Origin of the sequence: Brevundimonas sp. TWP2-3-4b2, from assembly GCF_049897345.1 — a bacterium.
GTDB lineage: Bacteria > Pseudomonadota > Alphaproteobacteria > Caulobacterales > Caulobacteraceae > Brevundimonas.
The window spans coordinates 122,278-138,104 of record NZ_JAFCWB010000002.1; the positions used below are offsets into that span (position 1 = coordinate 122,278).

19 protein-coding genes are annotated in these 15,827 nt (G+C 67.3%); 15 read left to right on the top strand and 4 right to left on the bottom strand.

From position 1 onward, the window contains the following. Positions 1–6: 6 nt before the first annotated feature. Positions 7–741 carry a hypothetical protein gene (locus ACP7AS_RS04180; RefSeq protein WP_426027604.1) on the bottom strand — a complete coding sequence of 245 codons (735 nt, stop codon included), beginning with the start codon at positions 739–741 and terminating at the stop codon, positions 7–9. On the opposite strand from ACP7AS_RS04180, the gene ACP7AS_RS04185 reads away from it, so the two are divergent. From ACP7AS_RS04185 to ACP7AS_RS04215, 7 genes are all read left to right on the top strand, one after another. Then, a complete protein-coding gene (locus ACP7AS_RS04185; protein ID WP_426027605.1) occupies positions 684–1,367 on the top strand; it encodes a PulJ/GspJ family protein in 684 nt (227 codons plus the stop codon). The two genes, ACP7AS_RS04180 and ACP7AS_RS04185, sit on opposite strands and share 58 nt — an antisense overlap. Next, positions 1,364–2,197 carry a general secretion pathway protein GspK gene (locus ACP7AS_RS04190; protein ID WP_426027606.1) on the top strand — a complete coding sequence of 278 codons (834 nt, stop codon included), beginning with the start codon at positions 1,364–1,366 and terminating at the stop codon, positions 2,195–2,197. Before ACP7AS_RS04185 ends, ACP7AS_RS04190 begins: the two co-directional genes overlap by 4 nt. 74 nt (positions 2,198–2,271) lie before the next feature. Continuing rightward, on the top strand, positions 2,272–2,634 hold the full coding sequence (locus ACP7AS_RS04195; protein WP_426027607.1) for a thiol-disulfide oxidoreductase DCC family protein: 363 nt from the start codon (positions 2,272–2,274) through the stop codon (positions 2,632–2,634). Further along, on the top strand, positions 2,631–3,125 hold the full coding sequence (locus ACP7AS_RS04200; RefSeq protein ID WP_426027608.1) for a DUF427 domain-containing protein: 495 nt from the start codon (positions 2,631–2,633) through the stop codon (positions 3,123–3,125). Before ACP7AS_RS04195 ends, ACP7AS_RS04200 begins: the two co-directional genes overlap by 4 nt. Before the next feature lie 4 nt (positions 3,126–3,129). Next, entirely contained in the window at positions 3,130–4,506 is a 1,377-nt protein-coding gene (locus tag ACP7AS_RS04205) for an ABC1 kinase family protein (RefSeq protein ID WP_426027609.1), read from the top strand. Positions 4,507–4,559: 53 nt separating this feature from the next. Then, complete coding sequence (locus ACP7AS_RS04210; protein WP_426027610.1) at positions 4,560–5,072, top strand: DUF3429 domain-containing protein; 513 nt, start codon at positions 4,560–4,562, stop codon at positions 5,070–5,072. Positions 5,073–5,231: 159 nt separating this feature from the next. Then, positions 5,232–5,726: a nuclear transport factor 2 family protein gene (locus tag ACP7AS_RS04215; protein WP_426027611.1), complete on the top strand. Its 495-nt coding sequence runs from the start codon at positions 5,232–5,234 to the stop codon at positions 5,724–5,726. Between the two features lie 4 nt (positions 5,727–5,730). Here the strand turns inward: ACP7AS_RS04215 and ACP7AS_RS04220 are convergent, their stop codons facing one another. Next, a complete protein-coding gene (locus ACP7AS_RS04220; RefSeq protein ID WP_426027612.1) occupies positions 5,731–6,174 on the bottom strand; it encodes a DUF305 domain-containing protein in 444 nt (147 codons plus the stop codon). Between the two features lie 61 nt (positions 6,175–6,235). Next, positions 6,236–6,511: a metal-sensitive transcriptional regulator gene (locus ACP7AS_RS04225; protein WP_426027613.1), complete on the bottom strand. Its 276-nt coding sequence runs from the start codon at positions 6,509–6,511 to the stop codon at positions 6,236–6,238. Between the two features lie 98 nt (positions 6,512–6,609). Here ACP7AS_RS04225 and ACP7AS_RS04230 point away from each other — a divergent pair, with 98 nt between their 5' ends. The 8 genes from ACP7AS_RS04230 (at position 6,610) to ACP7AS_RS04265 (ending at position 14,873) form a co-directional block, all read left to right on the top strand. Continuing rightward, complete coding sequence (locus ACP7AS_RS04230; RefSeq protein ID WP_426027614.1) at positions 6,610–8,976, top strand: heavy metal translocating P-type ATPase; 2,367 nt, start codon at positions 6,610–6,612, stop codon at positions 8,974–8,976. Positions 8,977–9,041: 65 nt separating this feature from the next. Further along, on the top strand, positions 9,042–9,404 hold the full coding sequence (gene copC / locus ACP7AS_RS04235) for a copper homeostasis periplasmic binding protein CopC (RefSeq protein WP_426027615.1): 363 nt from the start codon (positions 9,042–9,044) through the stop codon (positions 9,402–9,404). A 1-nt stretch (position 9,405) separates the two neighbouring features. Continuing rightward, positions 9,406–10,323: a copper homeostasis membrane protein CopD gene (gene copD, locus ACP7AS_RS04240; protein WP_426027616.1), complete on the top strand. Its 918-nt coding sequence runs from the start codon at positions 9,406–9,408 to the stop codon at positions 10,321–10,323. A 70-nt stretch (positions 10,324–10,393) separates the two neighbouring features. Next, entirely contained in the window at positions 10,394–10,675 is a 282-nt protein-coding gene (locus ACP7AS_RS04245; RefSeq protein ID WP_426027617.1) for a hypothetical protein, read from the top strand. Then, positions 10,672–11,112 (top strand): Spy/CpxP family protein refolding chaperone, encoded by a 441-nt coding sequence (locus ACP7AS_RS04250; RefSeq protein ID WP_426027618.1) that lies wholly within the window; start codon positions 10,672–10,674, stop codon positions 11,110–11,112. The genes ACP7AS_RS04245 and ACP7AS_RS04250 overlap by 4 nt, the downstream gene beginning before the upstream one ends. Before the next feature lie 7 nt (positions 11,113–11,119). Beyond that, positions 11,120–11,674: an RNA polymerase sigma factor gene (locus tag ACP7AS_RS04255; RefSeq protein WP_426027619.1), complete on the top strand. Its 555-nt coding sequence runs from the start codon at positions 11,120–11,122 to the stop codon at positions 11,672–11,674. Positions 11,675–11,805: 131 nt separating this feature from the next. Next, entirely contained in the window at positions 11,806–13,593 is a 1,788-nt protein-coding gene (locus ACP7AS_RS04260; protein WP_426027620.1) for a copper resistance system multicopper oxidase, read from the top strand. Further along, a complete protein-coding gene (locus tag ACP7AS_RS04265; protein ID WP_426027621.1) occupies positions 13,590–14,873 on the top strand; it encodes a copper resistance protein B in 1,284 nt (427 codons plus the stop codon). The genes ACP7AS_RS04260 and ACP7AS_RS04265 overlap by 4 nt, the downstream gene beginning before the upstream one ends. 38 nt (positions 14,874–14,911) lie before the next feature. Here the strand turns inward: ACP7AS_RS04265 and ACP7AS_RS04270 are convergent, their stop codons facing one another. Continuing rightward, positions 14,912–15,796, bottom strand: coding sequence for a LysR family transcriptional regulator (locus ACP7AS_RS04270; RefSeq protein WP_426027622.1), 885 nt, complete (start codon positions 15,794–15,796; stop codon positions 14,912–14,914). Positions 15,797–15,827: the final 31 nt, after the last annotated feature.

Here is a 15,827-nt window from a genome sequence, read left to right on the forward strand (position 1 = left end):
CCAACCTCAGCGGATTTCGAGCGTCGATGCCGTCATCCCGGGAAGGACCGCCGCACCGGCCGTCGTGATCGTCAGGCTCAGCGCCTTGTCCCGCCCGAGCCGCGCCCGCAAGAGTTCGCTGGCGTCAGGTCCTTTCAGACTCAGGCTCGATCCCTCGGCGTCCGATTCCAGGTCGCCGGCCATCGGCGGAGGCATCGTGGTCAGGCCAGCGCCCGCACAGGTCGCAGGGCCGGTGCGCATCCGCCCCTGCCCCGTCCTGCCGCCACCGATGGCGAGGTCGGTGGCGCTCAGGGTCATTTCACCGTCGCAGGTAAACGGCAGTCCGGGTGCCATGGCATTGATCAGCCGCAACGACCCCGTCCCCTCGGCCTGGCGGAGAACGAGGGCGTTGGCGCGCCACAGGGCGTCGCCTTCGATCGCCGTTTCAGGTCCGCGGACAGCGATCTCGCCCGCAGGGGCCAAAGACACGATCGAGCGCAAGGGATGCACGGTCCAGCCCAGCGCGAAGCCCGGCTCCAGACCTGCTTCGCCCTTCCAGACGGTACCCACGGCCTGCCGATCCTTGCCGACCGCCGCCTCAGCGGGCAGGTACAGCAACAGACCCAGCAGATACGCGCCGACGCCGGTGCCGATCAGGATCACGCGCCAGGGCGTGACCCGCACATACAGGCGCTCGAACTGAAATGCGCCGTCGCCATGCAGCCGGTCGCCGTCCCGGGTTCGCCAAACACCGAACATCATCGTCCCTCCACGCGCCAGCGAACCTCGCACGTCTGATCGCCGACCCAACGCCTGACCGCAAGCCCCGATCCACCCGCGCCGGCTTTACCCTGATCGAAGTCATCGTGGCCCTCGGCCTGTTTGCCCTGATCGCGCTTGCGGGCTTCAGCCTGCTTCGGGCCGTCCTCGACACCCAGGCCCGGACCGAACAGCGCCTGCGCCGCCTGTCGGAGATCCAGCGCGCGCTGTTCGTCGTCGCGTCGGACCTGGATCAGGTCAGCGGTCGTATCGAGGGCGGAGCCGATGCCATCGTGTTCCAGAAGACCGACGCCAGCGGCCGCCCCTTTGTCGTCCGCTATGGCCGGTCGGGCGACGAGCTTACCCGCACGGTGTCCGGCCCCATGGGTGAGCGCGCGCAGCCGTTGTTGAAGGGCGTGACATCGGCTCGGTGGTCCTTCCGTCTGACGGGTCTGGGCTGGGCTCCGGCCACGGTTCCGGACCTTCCTGCCGTTGTGACATCTCCTGATCTCGCGGGTCTGACTCCCCCCGCGGTTCGCGCCGTGGCGCTGGACCTCACCGTGATGGGCCCTGACGGTCGCCCCGCCACGGTACGCCGTCTGATCGCGACACCGGAGATCATCCCGTGAGCCTCCGTCGCGCCGACCGCAAGGGCATGATCCTGCTCAACGTCCTGATCGTGGTCGCCATTGCCGCGGCCGCCGTGACCGTGATGATCGTGGCCCAGGATATCGAGGTCCAGCGCTCGACCCGCCTGCACGACGCCGCCCAGGCCCAGGCCTACAGCCGCGCCGGAGAACTTTCAGCGATCGTCGCCCTGCGCCGTGACGCCCTGACCGCGCCGGCCGTCGACACGATGAACGAGCCCTGGGCCAAAATCGGACAGCGCACCCTCGATATTCCCGGCGGGTCCTTCGCCTTGACCATCGCCGACGAACAGGCGCGCTTCAACGTCAACGCCGTCGCCCGCGGAGACGTGATTCCGGCCACGGCCCTGCTGGTCATCGGTGAGCGCGCCGGGGTCTCGAGAGCGAGCACCAACATGATCATCCTCGCCGTGACGGCCATGGCCCCCCTTCGGGACGACGGCCTGCTCCGTTCGGCCGGCATCGATCCGGCCGATCTGGATCGTCTGGCCCCCTACATCAGCTTCCTGCCGGCCGGCTCGGCCGTGAATCTCAACACCGCCGAGCCGGGGTTGATGGAAATTCTGCTGCAGGATCCCGTCACCGTCCGTCGTCTCGTTCAACGCCGCGCCCAGGTGCCGATCACGGCTGACGAAGCGGCAACCCTTGGACCGCCCGGGCTGGTCGGGGCCCGGTCGAACCATTTCAGGGTCGAAACCGATGTGCGGGTGGGCGATATCAGGCGGCGAACATCGGCCCGGATCGATCGGGTTGAGACCCCGGCAGGCTGGAGAGTCACCGTGGGGGCCCGACAGCGCCTCCCGCCCGCCTGATTTTCTCTGGGCGCGTGGATCCGGGGATCAAATGTCACGGTGACATCGCCGATCCATCTCCCATATCGAGGGGTATGACCAAGCTGCTCGTCTGGTATGATGGTGCCTGTCCGCTTTGCCGGCGGGAGATCGCACTGATGCGCCGGCTCGACGGCCGGGGCGCGATCCAGTTCATCGACGTTTCCTCGGCCTCGCCGACGACCTGCCCGATCGACCGGGACGCCCTGCTGGCCCGCTTCCATGCCAGCGAAGACGGCAGGATGCTGTCCGGGGCCGCGGCCTTCGCCGCCATGTGGCGGGCGATCCCGCTGTTGAGACCCATCGGCCTTCTGGCACGCGCGCCGGTGGTGCTGTCGGGGCTGGAAGCCTGCTACCGCGCCTTTCTGCGGCTTCGCCCATCGCTTCAGGGCCTTGCCGCGCGCCTCGATCCCGCATGAGCCCTCAGCCCGACCCCGTGGCTGCCGGCCAGGAAAGCGTCTGGTCATTTCCGCGTCCTGCAATCGCCGAGCCCACCACGGCCCATATCCTCATCACCCATGGCGGGATGACCGTCGCCGACACCCGTGCCGCCGTCCGGACACTCGAGACCAGCCACCCCCCCAGCTACTACATCCCGCCCGCCGACATTGCGGCGGGCCGGTTGCGGCGCGCGAGCGGCAGCTCGTTCTGCGAGTGGAAGGGCGCGGCCATCTACTGGGATGTCGTATTCGGCGATCTGGTCCTGCCGCGCGTCGGCTGGAGCTATCCAAACCCGACACCGGCCTTCGAGGCCTTGCGCGACCACGTCGCCTTCTATGCCGGCCCCTTCGACCGATGCAGCATCGACGGCGAGACGGTCATCCCCCAGACGGGCGCATTCTACGGCGGCTGGATCACGTCCCGGCTGGCTGGCCCCTTCAAGGGCGGACCCGGGACCCTCGGCTGGTGATGCAATGACAAGACCCCCCTATGAGTCCCGCGGCCGTCAGGTGCCGAGCGGTCGCCTGTCGCGGTTTGGCCAGTTCGGACGGCTGGCCGGCTCGGTCGCCGGCGGCATGATCGCCGAGGGGGCCCGACGGCTGGTGGACGGCGAACGACCGCAACTCCGCGACATGCTGCTGACCCCGGCCAATTTCGGCAAGATCGCCGACCGTCTGTCGCATCTGCGGGGTGCGGCCATGAAACTGGGCCAGATGATCTCGATGGACGCCGGTGACCTGCTGCCGGCCGAGCTGTCCGAGATCATGGGTCGGCTACGTGACAACGCCCACCACATGCCGCCGGCCCAGTTGCAACAGGTTCTGGCGCGGGAATGGGGCCCGGACTGGCGGACGCGGTTCGAGCGCTTCGACCTTCGACCGATCGCCGCCGCCTCGATCGGTCAGGTGCATCGCGCGGTGACCCGCGATGGCCGCGAACTGGCGATCAAGGTGCAATATCCCGGCGTGCGCGAAAGCATCGACGCCGACGTCGACAATGTCGCGACCTTGCTGCGAATGTCCGGAGCCATCCCCCGGGGGATCGACATCACACCCCTGCTGGCCGAAGCGAAACTGCAGCTGGCCGAGGAGGCTGACTACGAGCGCGAGGGCCAGCAAATGACCCTCTTCGGGCAGCTGCTGGCCGACACGCCCGAAGTCGTCGTGCCGACGCTGGATCCGGAGCTGACCACCTCGCGGGTTCTGGCCATGACGTTTCTCGAGGGGCGCCCGATCGAGTCCCTCGAAACGGCACCCCAGGCCGATCGGGACCGGGCCATGCAGACGCTGATGACAGTGGTGCTGCGCGAGCTGTTCGAGTTCGGCGTGATGCAGACGGATCCGAATTTCGCCAACTACCGCTTCCAGCCCCTGACCGGACGGCTGGTCCTGCTTGATTTCGGTGCGGCCAGACCGGTCGCTGACAGCACGGCGCAGGGCTATCGCAGGCTCTTGCGTACGGGTCTCGCGGGTGATCGGACGGCGGTTCGGCAGGCGGCGCTCGCGGCAGGTTTCCTGGGGCCGACGGCCGTCGCTCGCCACGGCGCGCGCCTGGACCAGATGATCGATGTGATCATTGGCGAGCTCGGCCGGCCGGGACTGTTCGACTTCGGCGACCGGCGCTTCGTCGCGGCGTTGCGCGATCCGGGCATGGAGATCGCGGCCGACACCGGAGCATGGCATGTGCCGCCGGCGGACATCCTGTTCGTGCAACGGAAGATCAGCGGCACCGCCCTGCTGGCCGCGCGTCTCAAGGCCCGGGTTGATGTCAGGGCGATCGTCGAACCATGGCTCAATGCGCCCGTCGAACCCATGACAGCGTCACTGCCGTCGGATCCCGTCCTGACCTGACGGCCCTTGCCAACAGCTCGACCCATCTCCCTGACCAGCGGAACCTCAGCAACGTGTCGCAGTCCGAACTTCCCCCCGGTGCCAGAACTGTCGATCCCCCGGGCGGCCGGGCCATTCCGGCCATAGCGATCGGTCTCGGCTATGCGGGCCTGCTGCCCCAGGCGTTGGCACTCGCCCTGGTGTTGTTCGGTGGACCGGCGTGGCGGTTCACCGGGCTCAGTCTGGCGTTTGCCTATGCGGCGTTGATTTTCAGCTTCCTCGGCGGCGTCTGGTGGGGCCTTGCAGCCCGATCTGACAAGACCCTGCCCCGCTGGGTCTGGCTGGCCTCGGTCGCGCCGGCCCTACTCTCCCTGGCTTCGGCATGGCCATGGGCGACCGGCGACGAATGGCCGGGGCCGTCGCTCCTGGCCCTTGGTCTCGCGATTGCCCTCAGCGTGATTGTCGATGTCCGCCTCAGGCAACTGGAGCTCACGCCGCCGCGCTGGCTCATGCTGCGACTACCCCTTTCGCTTGGCCTTGGCAGCCTGACGTTCGCGATCGGCCTTGGCGCGGCGTTCTCAGGTTAGGCCGGTCTCACCGCCGCTTGCCGCCGTTCGGACCTGCCGGACCGTCGTAGAGGGGACCGCGGTCGCGCCGTTTGTGCCACCCCTGTCAGATCGATTGCTTCATGTAGGCAGAAGGTCGCACAGTGCGGTCGTGTCCTCTTGGATTCTCAGGAACCTTCCATGTGTATTTCCCGAAGCGTCGCCGCCGCTGTTCTCGCCGCCGCTTTGGTCTGTGGCACTCCGGCGTTGTCGCACGATCGCGCCGTCTCATCGGCAGCGGTCATGGACGTCCAGCCGGATGCCGTTGAGGCTGCGGGGGCCGTCGACGCGTTTCATGCCGCGCTGGAACACGGGGATACCGCGGCCGCGCTGGCCCTGCTGGCGGACGACGTGTTGATTCTCGAAGGCGGCTCGGCGGAACGGTCCAAAGCGGAATATGCGGCCTCGCACCTGGCCGCGGACGCGGAATTCTCGGCAGCGGTTCCCAACGTTCTCAGCCGCCGAACCGCCCGGGCCGTCGGCGACAGCGCTTGGGTGGCCAGCGAAGGGCGCACGGAGGGCCAGTTCAACGGCCGTCCGATCAACAGCCTGTCGGCGGAGACCATGGTGCTTCGACGGGACGCCGCCGGATGGCGGATCACTCACATCCACTGGTCGTCGCAGGCCGTGCGTTAAAGGCTCAGTGGGCCGCGGCAGGCGCGTTACCGGCATTCCGGGCGAGCCAGCTGTCGATGATGCCTATTTCCCGCTGCTGGGCTGTGATCACCTCCTGGGCGAGAGCTTTGGCCTCTGCGTCTTCGCCCGCCCTGAGCTCGACGCGGGCCATGGCGATGGCCGCTTCGTGGTGGCCGCGCATCTGCGCCATGAAATCGATATCAGGATCACCGACATAAGCGGGCATGGTCTTCACCATCGCCGACATTGCTGTCTTGTAGCCGCGGGTCGCATCGCTGTCGCCGGCAGTGGGTTCCATCATCTTCATGGAATCAGCCGCCATATGACCTGCCGGCGCGGCGGCGGCGGCCCTGGCGGACTCGGTGCCGGCGGCAGCCGGAGCTTCAGCGGCAGGGGAACAGCCAGCGGCGAACGCGCAGGCGGCAATGGCTAGACTGATGCGCTTCATGAGAGGCTCCTTCAATGTGCCTTCAGTAGCGTCGCAGCGGCTTCATTGGTTCCGGGACAAGTCAGCGCGTGGCCCGTCCCAGCAAGTCGATCAATTCGGTCGCCTTCGCCTTGCGGTCGGCGAGATCGTCGCCCGTCATCGCGCCCATGACGCAATGGTCGAGGTGATCCCTGAGCACCTCGGTTTCGACGCGCGAGAGTGCCGCGCGCACGGCCTGGAGCTGGGTCAGCACATCCACGCAATAGCGGTCTTCCTCGACCATGCGCGCGATGCCGCGCACCTGACCCTCGATCCGGTTCAGGCGGTTCATGACCTTGGGCTTTGTTTCGTCCTGCATCGATCCTCTCCGGTTCGAGAGCGTTATACCCCATGACGGTATCTTGCATTATACCCCCATAGGGTATATTTGCAGCCCGTTGATAACGGAGCGACGCCATGGCTGAAGCCGAGCATCCCCACGCCGACCACAATCACGGCGCAAGCTGCTGTTCCCACAATAAGCAAGCCGGCGGGGCAAACAGCGCGATCGACCCGGTCTGCGGAATGTCCGTCGATCCAGCCACTTCGGCTCATCGCGCCGAACACCACGGCCAGGAGCAGGTCTTCTGTTCGGCGGGGTGCCGCACGAAATTCATCGCCGACCCGGAGCGGTACCTGGAACCGCAAAGCGAGCCGAGGGCGGCGATCCCCGGCGCGATCTACACCTGTCCCATGCATCCCCAGATCCGTCAGGAGGGGCCCGGCGCATGCCCGATCTGCGGCATGGCGCTGGAACCAGAGACCGTCACCGCCGAGGTGCCTGTCAACCACGAACTGGTCGACTTCACCCGCCGTTTCCGCATCGCGCTGGTTCTGACCCTGCCGGTGTTCGTCCTGGAAATGGGCGGTCACCTGGTCGATCTGCACGCAGTGATCCCGGGTCAGGTCTCAAACTGGATCCAGTTCGCGCTCGCGACGCCCGTCGTCCTGTGGGCCGGCTGGCCGTTCTTCCAGCGCGGCTGGGCATCGCTGCGCAACCGGCATCTCAACATGTTCACCCTGATCGCCATGGGCGTCGGGGTGGCGTGGGCGTACAGCGTCGTGGCGGTTCTGGCCCCTGCCCTGTTCCCGCCGGCCGTCCTGCGCATGGACGGCAGCGCACCGGTCTATTTCGAGGCCGCGGCGGTCATCACCGTTCTGGTACTCGTCGGCCAGATCCTGGAACTGCGCGCCCGCGAGCAGACTTCCGGGGCGATCCGGGCCCTGCTCGACCTGACGCCCAAGACCGCGCGACGGGTTCGCGACGACGGCGGCGACGAGGATGTAACGCTCGACAATATCCATGTCGGTGATCGCCTTCGGGTTCGTCCGGGCGAGAAAATTCCGGTCGACGGCGAGATTCTCGACGGCCGTGTCGCCATCGACGAGTCCCTCGTGACGGGCGAATCCATGCCGGTGACCAAGGCCGCCGGGGACAACGTCGTCGCCGGCTCGCTGAACAAGACCGGCTCCTTCGTGATGCGGGCGGACAAGGTCGGGGCCGACACCCTGCTGGCCCGGATCGTCCAGATGGTCGCCCAGGCCCAGCGCAGCCGCGCACCGATTCAGCGGCTGGCCGACACCGTCTCAAGCTGGTTCGTGCCGATGGTGATCGGGATTGCCGTTATCGCCGCCGTCGTCTGGGGTCTGGTCGGACCCGAGCCGCGCCTGTCCTATGCCCTGGTCGCGGCGGTGTCGGTGCTGATCATCGCCTGTCCCTGTGCTCTGGGCCTGGCCACGCCGATCTCCATCATGGTGGGGGTGGGTCGCGGTGCCCGGGCCGGTGTTCTGATCAGGAACGCCGAGGCCCTCGAACGCTTCGAGAAAGTCGACACCTTGGTGCTGGACAAGACCGGCACCCTGACCGAGGGCCGGCCTTCGGTGACCGCGATCCGGCCTGTGTCCGGCTTCGACGAGACGGAACTGCTGCGCCTTTCAGCCAGTCTGGAACGAAGCAGCGAGCACCCACTGGCCGACGCGGTGGTCCGGGCGGCCGCTGACCGGAACCTGACCCTGTCAGAAGCAACCGGGTTCGACAGCCCTGTCGGGCGCGGCGTCTCCGGTCGGGTCGACGGAAAACGTGTCGCGCTGGGCAATACCCGCTTCCTCACCGAACTGAAGGTGGACGTTTCTGCCCTGGAAGCAGAGGCCGAAGCGCTGAGGAGCGAGGGCGCGACCGCGATCTTCGTCGCGGTGGACGGCAAGGTCGCGGGCGTGCTCGGCATCGCCGACCCCATCAAACCGACCACAGCCGAAGCGGTCCGCGCTCTCAGGGCCGCCGGACTTCGGCTTGTGATGATGACCGGAGATAACCGCACGACCGCCGAGGCTGTGGCCCGCAAGCTTGGCATCGACGAGGTGCAGGCCGAGGTCCTGCCCCAGGACAAGGCGGCGGTCGTGGAACGCCTTCGCGCCGAGGGCCGGATCGTCGCCATGGCCGGCGACGGGGTGAATGACGCGCCGGCTCTGGCCGCCGCCGACGTGGGCGTCGCCATGGGCGCGGGATCCGATGTGGCGATCGAGAGCGCGGGAGTCACACTGCTGGGTGGCGATCTTCAGGGCATCGTCCGCGCAAGACGACTGTCGAAGGCCGTGATGGGAAACATCCGCCAGAACCTCGTTTTCGCTTTCGGTTACAACGCCCTCGGCATACCGATCGCTGCGGGGCTCCTTTATCCCGTGTTCGGCTGGTTGCTCTCGCCCGCGCTCGCCGCCCTGGCCATGGCACTGTCTTCTGTCAGTGTGATCGGCAACGCCCTGAGGCTGCGGGGCGTCCGCCTTTGAACGGTGAGGGGACGCTGGCGCGCCCGCGTATCCTCTGTGACATTAATTGCTTCCGGAGTTTCGACATGAACCTTTCCCGTTTCGCCCCCGCCTTCGCCGTGGCCGCGATTGTCGCCATGGCGGCTTCCCCGGTCAGCGCTCACGCACGCCTGGTCAGTTCCACCCCGGCCGCCGACGCCACGATCGCGCCGACACGGTCCGTCGCCCTGACTTTCAGCGAGCGGATGGTTCCGGCCTTCTCGACGGTCGAGGTCGTCAGTGCGACCGGCGTAAAGGCGTCTCTCAGCACCAGCGTGAGCGAAGACGCTCGGTCGATCACCGGCACCCTGGCGCGCCCGCTGACCGCCGGCACCTGGACCGTCAACTGGCAGATTGCCTCAAGCGACGGCCACCGAATGACCGGGTCCTACGCCTTCACCGTCCGCTGAGGTGATTGAGGCCACGATCATCGGTCTGCGAGCGCTCCAGTACGGCGCTGCCGCCCTCCTGTTCGGCGTCCCAGCCTTCCTGATCTACAGCGGCGTGAACCGGCATGGTCTCCACATGCGCTGGCATCGATCTGCCCTTCTCGGGGCGGCGGTCGTCCTCGTCCTGACAGCACCGGCCGCCCTGGTAGCGCACACCGCGGTGATGACCGGCTCCCTGACGGAGGCGATCAAGCCCCAGACCCTCGGGACGATGATTTCCGCCATGGCTCTGGGTGCGGCCCTCGTGGCCCGTACGATCGTGGCGTTCGTCGCGCTTGCAGCGATCCTGCTGATCAAGCCGGGCGCTCGCCTCTGGTGGGTCACCGCCGGGCTTGGTGGGATCATCACCGCCAGCTTCGCCTGGACCGGTCACGGCGCGGCGGCGGAAGGGCCGGGCCACGAGATTCATCTCGCCTCGGACATCCTTCACGCCCTTGCGGCATCGCTCTGGATCGGTGCCCTCGCCGCCTTCGCCGCCTTGGCCTGGTGGCGTCCGACGGACCCATCCCGCCATGACATGGCCCTGACCGAGGCATTGTCCGGCTTCGCCCGGGTCGGAACCTGGGCCGTTGCCGTCCTGGTGATGACCGGACTGATCAACAGTCTGTACCTGGTCGGCTGGAATGCCCTGCCGCTTCTTGCAGCGACGCTCTGGGGTCAACTGTTGATCGCCAAGCTCGGGCTGTTCATGGCCATGTTGGCTCTCGCCGCGCTCAATCGCTTTCAGTTGACCGCCCGGTTGAAGAGCGCCGATGCCGGGACGACCGTCGCGATCGGTCATCTGCGCGCCAGCCTCCTCTGCGAATTCGGTCTTGCGATTGCGGTTCTGGCGCTCGTGGCTGTCATGGGGACTTTGGCACCGCCGGCCTCCCTCGGCTGATCGATTGCCGGGGTCGAGGGTATGCCGGACGGAACGCGTATGGCCTTATGGGGTGCAGACGAGGTGCAACATGACTGACGACATCGATCAGCTGATCGCGCGCGCCGCGACGCAGACGGGACACTCTGACCTCGATGGTCTCGAAGCCTCCGTCTGGACGCGTATTGACCATCGCTTGGGCGAGCGCCGTGCGGGCCAGGTCCGACTGGCAGCCCTTGTCGTCGCGCTGGGCGTGGGAGTCGCGAACGGCAGCCTGCTGGCCTTGTCGGCAAACCCGCAACCGACCGAGCTGCAAGCCTTCAGCGTCTCGACCGGCCTGTCTCCGGTCGGAGCTCTGGGGCTCGACGGATGAGCCCGGGATGGAAGTCGCTCGCCCTGACGGCGCTGCTGGCGGCCATGGCCAGTGGCGTGGGCACCTGGGCCAGCACGGCGTGGGTCATGAAACAGCGCGAGACACCCAGCCTGCACCATATCGTGCACGAGGAACTGGACCTGAGCGCGGCTCAGGAAGCGCGCCTTGAGTCCATCGAGACGCGCTTCGCCACCCGCCGGACGTCGCTTGAAGCCGAAGTCCGGACAGCGAACAGGGAGCTCGCCGACGCCATCGCCGCCAGCGAGGGTGACAGCCCCCAGGTGCAGGCGGCCGTCGACCATTTCCACGTCGCCATGGGTGACCTGCAGAAAGCGACCATCGCCCATGTGTTCGAGATGCGGGCGGTGCTGACACCCGCCCAGGCCCGGACGTTCGACAGCCAGGTCGTCGGCGCCCTCCTCCAAGAGGCCGGGTAGCCATCCAGTGACGGTGGAGGACTCCCTCGAGGCGCGGGCGGCGAGGGGCGACCGCGCGGCGTTCAGCGCGCTGATGTCAGCGACCAAGTCCGATCTGCACCGTTTCATCCGGCGCTATGTCGGCGACGACGAGGAGGCATGGGACCTCGTCCAGGAAACCTATACCTCGGCCTGGCTGGCCATGCGTCGCTACGATTCGGCCCGTGCGTTTCCCACCTGGTTACGGGCGATCGCCCTGAACAAGTGCCGCGACTGGGGCCGCAAACGGACCGTCCGGCGGGTGGTGCGGGGTGTCATGGGACTGGATGCGCCCGAGGCCATGGCCGTGGGGGAAGATCGCCCGGACCCGGAGGCCCGGCTGGACGACCAGCGCCAGGTGGCCGCCCTCGACCGCGCCCTCGCCGGACTGCCCGACCAGTTGAAAGCCCCCCTGATCCTGAGCGCACTCGAGGGCCGCTCCCACGCGGACATCGCCCGGATCGTCGGCGCAACGCCCAAGGCCGTCGAAACGCGGATCGCCCGGGCCCGCGCCAGACTCGCGCAGATCATGAAGGCCTCCTGAGCGCTCGAACCGCCTGAGACGGTTCGCCGCAAGGGGACGGACGCCCGCGGGCGTACTAGAGTCAGGATCGGTCGGTACCCGTCATGGGCGGCGCGCCGGACCACAGACACCTACGCGAGGACCAAAGCCCGATGTCGTCCCTTCGACTGGATCGTCGCACCCTTCTTCGTGGTGCCGCCGCCGGCGGTGGCTTGCTCGGACTGCAAGGCCTGATGCCGGCCTGGGCCCAGACCGGATCGCCGGGGCTGCAGTCGGAACTGCCGTCACTCGTCGGGCCGAACATCGACCTGACGGTGGGCCACTCGCCGTTTTCCGTCGGGGGTCGCACCGGCCATGCCGTGACCGTCAACGGCCTTCTGCCGGCACCGCTGTTGCGCCTTCGCGAGGGCCAGACCGCGCGCCTGTCGGTGACCAACACCCTGGACGAGGACACCTCGATCCACTGGCATGGCATTCTGCTGCCGTTCCAGATGGACGGCGTCCCGGGGATCAGCTTCCCGGGCATCAAGCCGCGCGAGACCTTCGTCTACGAATTCCCGATCCGGCAGTCGGGCACCTACTGGTACCACAGCCACTCCGGCCTGCAGGAGGCCATGGGACACTATGGTCCGATCGTCATCGATCCGGCCGGGGCCGAGCCGGCCGCCTATGATCGCGAGCACGTCCTGGTCCTGTCGGACTGGAGCTTTATGCATCCGCACGACATTCTGGCCAAGCTGAAGAAGAGCCCGGGCTACTTCAACCGCCAGCGGACGACCCTGTCAGGCCTGCTCTCCGGAGCGGACGGCATGAGCCTCGAGGAGCGGCGGATGTGGGGCCAGATGCGTATGGACCCGCGCGACATCTCCGACGTCAACGGGACCACCTACACCTATCTGGTCAACGGCCATGGGCCGGACGACAACTGGACCGGTCTGTTCCGGCCGGGCGAACGCGTCCGGCTCCGGATCATCAACGCTTCGGCCATGTCGACCTTCAACATCCGGATTCCAGGCCTGCCCATGACCGTGGTCGAGGCCGACGGCGCGGACGTGCGGCCGGTCGAGGTGGATGAGTTCCAGATTGCCGTGGCCGAAACCTATGACGTGATCGTTCGCCCCACCGGGGACCGCGCCTACACCATCGTGTCGGAAGCCATCGATCGTTCGGGCATGGGCCGGGCCACCCTGGCCCCCCGTCTCGGGATGACCGCCGAGGTTCCGCCGCTGCGAGAGGTCCCGACCCTGACCATGGCCGACATGGGCATGGGCTCCATGTCCGGAATGGACCACAGCGACATGGCAGGCATGGACCACGCCGCCATGGGGCACGCTCCCGCAGCAGTGAGTGCCGCGAGCGCGATGGATCACGGCGCGATGAACATGCGCGATGCTGACAACGCCCCACCGGAAATGGCGGTGGGGGTCGGTGTGGACATGGTCTCCATGGCACCCGCCGACAGCCTTGGACTGCGTCCGCTGGGCCTGAGGGACGTGGATCACCGGGTGCTGGTCTACACCGACCTTGTGTCGCTGCAGCCCAACAGCGATCGCCGCGCACCGTCCCGAACCCTGGAGATCCATCTGACCGGCAATATGGAGCGGTTCATGTGGGGCTTCGACGGTCGCAAATTCAGCGAACTGGTCGAGCCGATCCGTTTCGAAAGAAACGAGCGCGTCCGCGTCACCCTGGTCAATGACACCATGATGGGTCACCCCATCCACCTGCACGGCCATTTCTTCGAACTGGTGACCGGCGGGCCCGAGGGCCATCAGCCGCTCAAACACACGGTCAATGTCGCGCCGGGCTCAAAGGTTACCTTCGACCTGACCGCCGACGCCCCCGGCGACTGGGCGTTCCACTGCCATATGCTGATGCACATGCACGCGGGGATGTTCAACGTCGTCACCGTGCGGCCCATGGACGGAGCCGCGTCATGACGCGCTCGCTTCTCCGCCTCGCGGCCGCGGCGGCCCCCTTGCTTCTGGCGACCGGAGCGGCCTCGGCCCAGCCGCAGGATCCGCACGCGGGCCACGTCATGGCTCCGGCTCCGGCGGGAACACCGGCTCCGGCGACCGCCGACCCCCATGCCGGCCACGATATGTCGACCATGGCCATGCCGGCCGCCCGGACCGTACCTGCCGACCCTCATGCGGGCCATGACATGTCGACGATGGCCATGTCGGCCCCTCAGACGACACCCGCGGATCCGCACGCCGGCCACGTCATGGCTCCGGCTCCGGCTCCGGCCCCTGCCGCCACCCCGCCCGCGGCCGACCCCCATGCTGGCCATGACATGTCGACGATGGCCATGCCGGCTCCTGAGTCGGCACCCGTGGACCCTCACGCCGGCCACGACATGAGCGCCATGAGGGGTCAGGCTGCGGACCCGCACGCCGGCCACGACATGTCCGGCATGACCATGGGACCGCCGGACACTCCGACCGGTGCCGACAACGCCGGACGTCCGCCGCAAGCGGCACCGCCCGCCGCCGCGCGCCGCGGCCCGACCCACGCCGCCGACGTCTATTTTCCCGCATCGCAGATGGTCGCCGCGCGTCGCCTGCTGATCACCGAGAACGGCGACATGCACACGACCGCCCTCATCATCGATCGGCTTGAGGCCGGCTTCGGCGGGGATGAGGACAGCTATCTGTGGGACGCCCAGGGCTGGTCCGGTGGCGACATCAATCGCTTCTGGTGGAAGAGCGAGGGCGAAGGCGCGTTCGGCGACGGCCTGGAAAAGGCCGAGGTCCAGGCCCTCTACAGCAAGGCGATTCTTCCTTTCTGGGACCTGCAGGCCGGTATCCGGCAGGATTACCGACCTGACGGCGACGACACCACCCACCTCGTCCTTGGCCTGCAGGGACTGGCTCCCTACTGGTTCGAGGTCGATGCCGCCGCCTTCCTGTCGACCCAGGGTGACCTGACCGCGCGCGTCGAGGCAGAGTACGATCAGAGGATCACGCAGCGACTGATCCTGCAGCCGCGGTTCGAGGTGGATCTGGCGGCCAGCGACATTCCCGAACTCGAGATCGGCTCAGGCGTCAGCTCGCTCGAGGCGGGCCTGCGGTTGCGCTACGAGATCCGCAAGGAATTCGCGCCCTATGTCGGCGTCGAATGGACCCGCGCGTTTGGAGCCAGCCGTGACTTCATCGAGGCCCGCGGCGACGACGCCGAGGACACGAAATTCGTCGTCGGCCTGAAAGCCTGGTTCTAGGGTCCGTACTCAAGAGCAAGAAGGTACCAAACTGTCCGTCAACCGGGCTCATTGAAGCTGCGCACCAGGGCCTGCGCGAGGGGATTGGGAAAGCGTCGCGCCGTCGTCACTGCAAAGAAGGTCTCGGTGATGCCCGGCAGTTCGTCGGCCTCGACCAGAGCGCCCGATGCCAGTTCATCCTGGACGGCGATCGGCGGCAGAACCCCCAGCGCGAAGCCTTCGCGCACCAGCAGGCGCATCATGGCGATGTCGTCCACCTCTGCGGCGATCTGGGGTCTGACGCCGAGGTGATCGGCCATCGCATCGAAGCCGGTTCTGATACTGGTTCCGGCGACAGGCAGAATGATCGGGTATTTCCGTAACAGCACGGCGATATCGCGATCGGCCCCCAGCAATCCCGGTGCGCCGATCAGGCCGACGGCCTGTTCGGTCAGCTTCTGGGCGATGAAGGGTGTCAGGGCGTCGCTGGCGGGCGGATGGTTTGTCAGCACCAGGTCCAGCGTCTGCGACTGGAGACCCAGCAGCAAATCCGATGCGCTGCCGGAACGCAGGACGATCTCGACATCGCTACGGCGCATGATCGGCCGCAGGAAGCTGATCTGGAAATTTCGCGACAGGGTGGCCAGCGCCCCGATGCGCACCGCCTGGCGCGTGGCCCCCGTCTGACGCAGCGTCCCCAGCAGTTCGTCACCCGCCGCGAAAATCGCATCGGCGTGATCCAGGGCGATACGACCGGCCTCGGTCAAATGCAGTCGCCGGGCGCGCCGTTCAAACAGCGCATGACCCAACCGATATTCGAGCTTGCGGATCTGGGCCGACAGAGCGGACTGCGAGACGTTCAACCGCTCGGCGGTCCGGGTCAGATTTCCGTCACGTGCCACAGCCCAGAAATATCGCAGATGATTGTAGTTCAGCTCGGACATTCGTTCGTCAATAGCGAATGATTATGAGCAA

Excerpts from the sequence above, each read along its gene's own strand:
- ACP7AS_RS04185 (WP_426027605.1), top strand. The coding sequence starts at position 684 with ATGCGCCGTCGCCATGCAGCCGGTCGCCGTCCCGGGTTCGCCAAACAC.
- ACP7AS_RS04180 (WP_426027604.1), bottom strand. The coding sequence starts at position 741 with ATGATGTTCGGTGTTTGGCGAACCCGGGACGGCGACCGGCTGCATGGC.
- ACP7AS_RS04195 (WP_426027607.1), top strand. The coding sequence starts at position 2,272 with ATGACCAAGCTGCTCGTCTGGTATGATGGTGCCTGTCCGCTTTGCCGG.
- ACP7AS_RS04200 (WP_426027608.1), top strand. The coding sequence starts at position 2,631 with ATGAGCCCTCAGCCCGACCCCGTGGCTGCCGGCCAGGAAAGCGTCTGG.
- ACP7AS_RS04205 (WP_426027609.1), top strand. The coding sequence starts at position 3,130 with ATGACAAGACCCCCCTATGAGTCCCGCGGCCGTCAGGTGCCGAGCGGT.
- ACP7AS_RS04215 (WP_426027611.1), top strand. The coding sequence starts at position 5,232 with ATGTGTATTTCCCGAAGCGTCGCCGCCGCTGTTCTCGCCGCCGCTTTG.
- ACP7AS_RS04220 (WP_426027612.1), bottom strand. The coding sequence starts at position 6,174 with ATGAAGCGCATCAGTCTAGCCATTGCCGCCTGCGCGTTCGCCGCTGGC.
- ACP7AS_RS04225 (WP_426027613.1), bottom strand. The coding sequence starts at position 6,511 with ATGCAGGACGAAACAAAGCCCAAGGTCATGAACCGCCTGAACCGGATC.
- ACP7AS_RS04230 (WP_426027614.1), top strand. The coding sequence starts at position 6,610 with ATGGCTGAAGCCGAGCATCCCCACGCCGACCACAATCACGGCGCAAGC.
- copC (WP_426027615.1), top strand. The coding sequence starts at position 9,042 with ATGAACCTTTCCCGTTTCGCCCCCGCCTTCGCCGTGGCCGCGATTGTC.
- ACP7AS_RS04245 (WP_426027617.1), top strand. The coding sequence starts at position 10,394 with ATGACTGACGACATCGATCAGCTGATCGCGCGCGCCGCGACGCAGACG.
- ACP7AS_RS04250 (WP_426027618.1), top strand. The coding sequence starts at position 10,672 with ATGAGCCCGGGATGGAAGTCGCTCGCCCTGACGGCGCTGCTGGCGGCC.
- ACP7AS_RS04260 (WP_426027620.1), top strand. The coding sequence starts at position 11,806 with ATGTCGTCCCTTCGACTGGATCGTCGCACCCTTCTTCGTGGTGCCGCC.
- ACP7AS_RS04265 (WP_426027621.1), top strand. The coding sequence starts at position 13,590 with ATGACGCGCTCGCTTCTCCGCCTCGCGGCCGCGGCGGCCCCCTTGCTT.
- ACP7AS_RS04270 (WP_426027622.1), bottom strand. The coding sequence starts at position 15,796 with ATGTCCGAGCTGAACTACAATCATCTGCGATATTTCTGGGCTGTGGCA.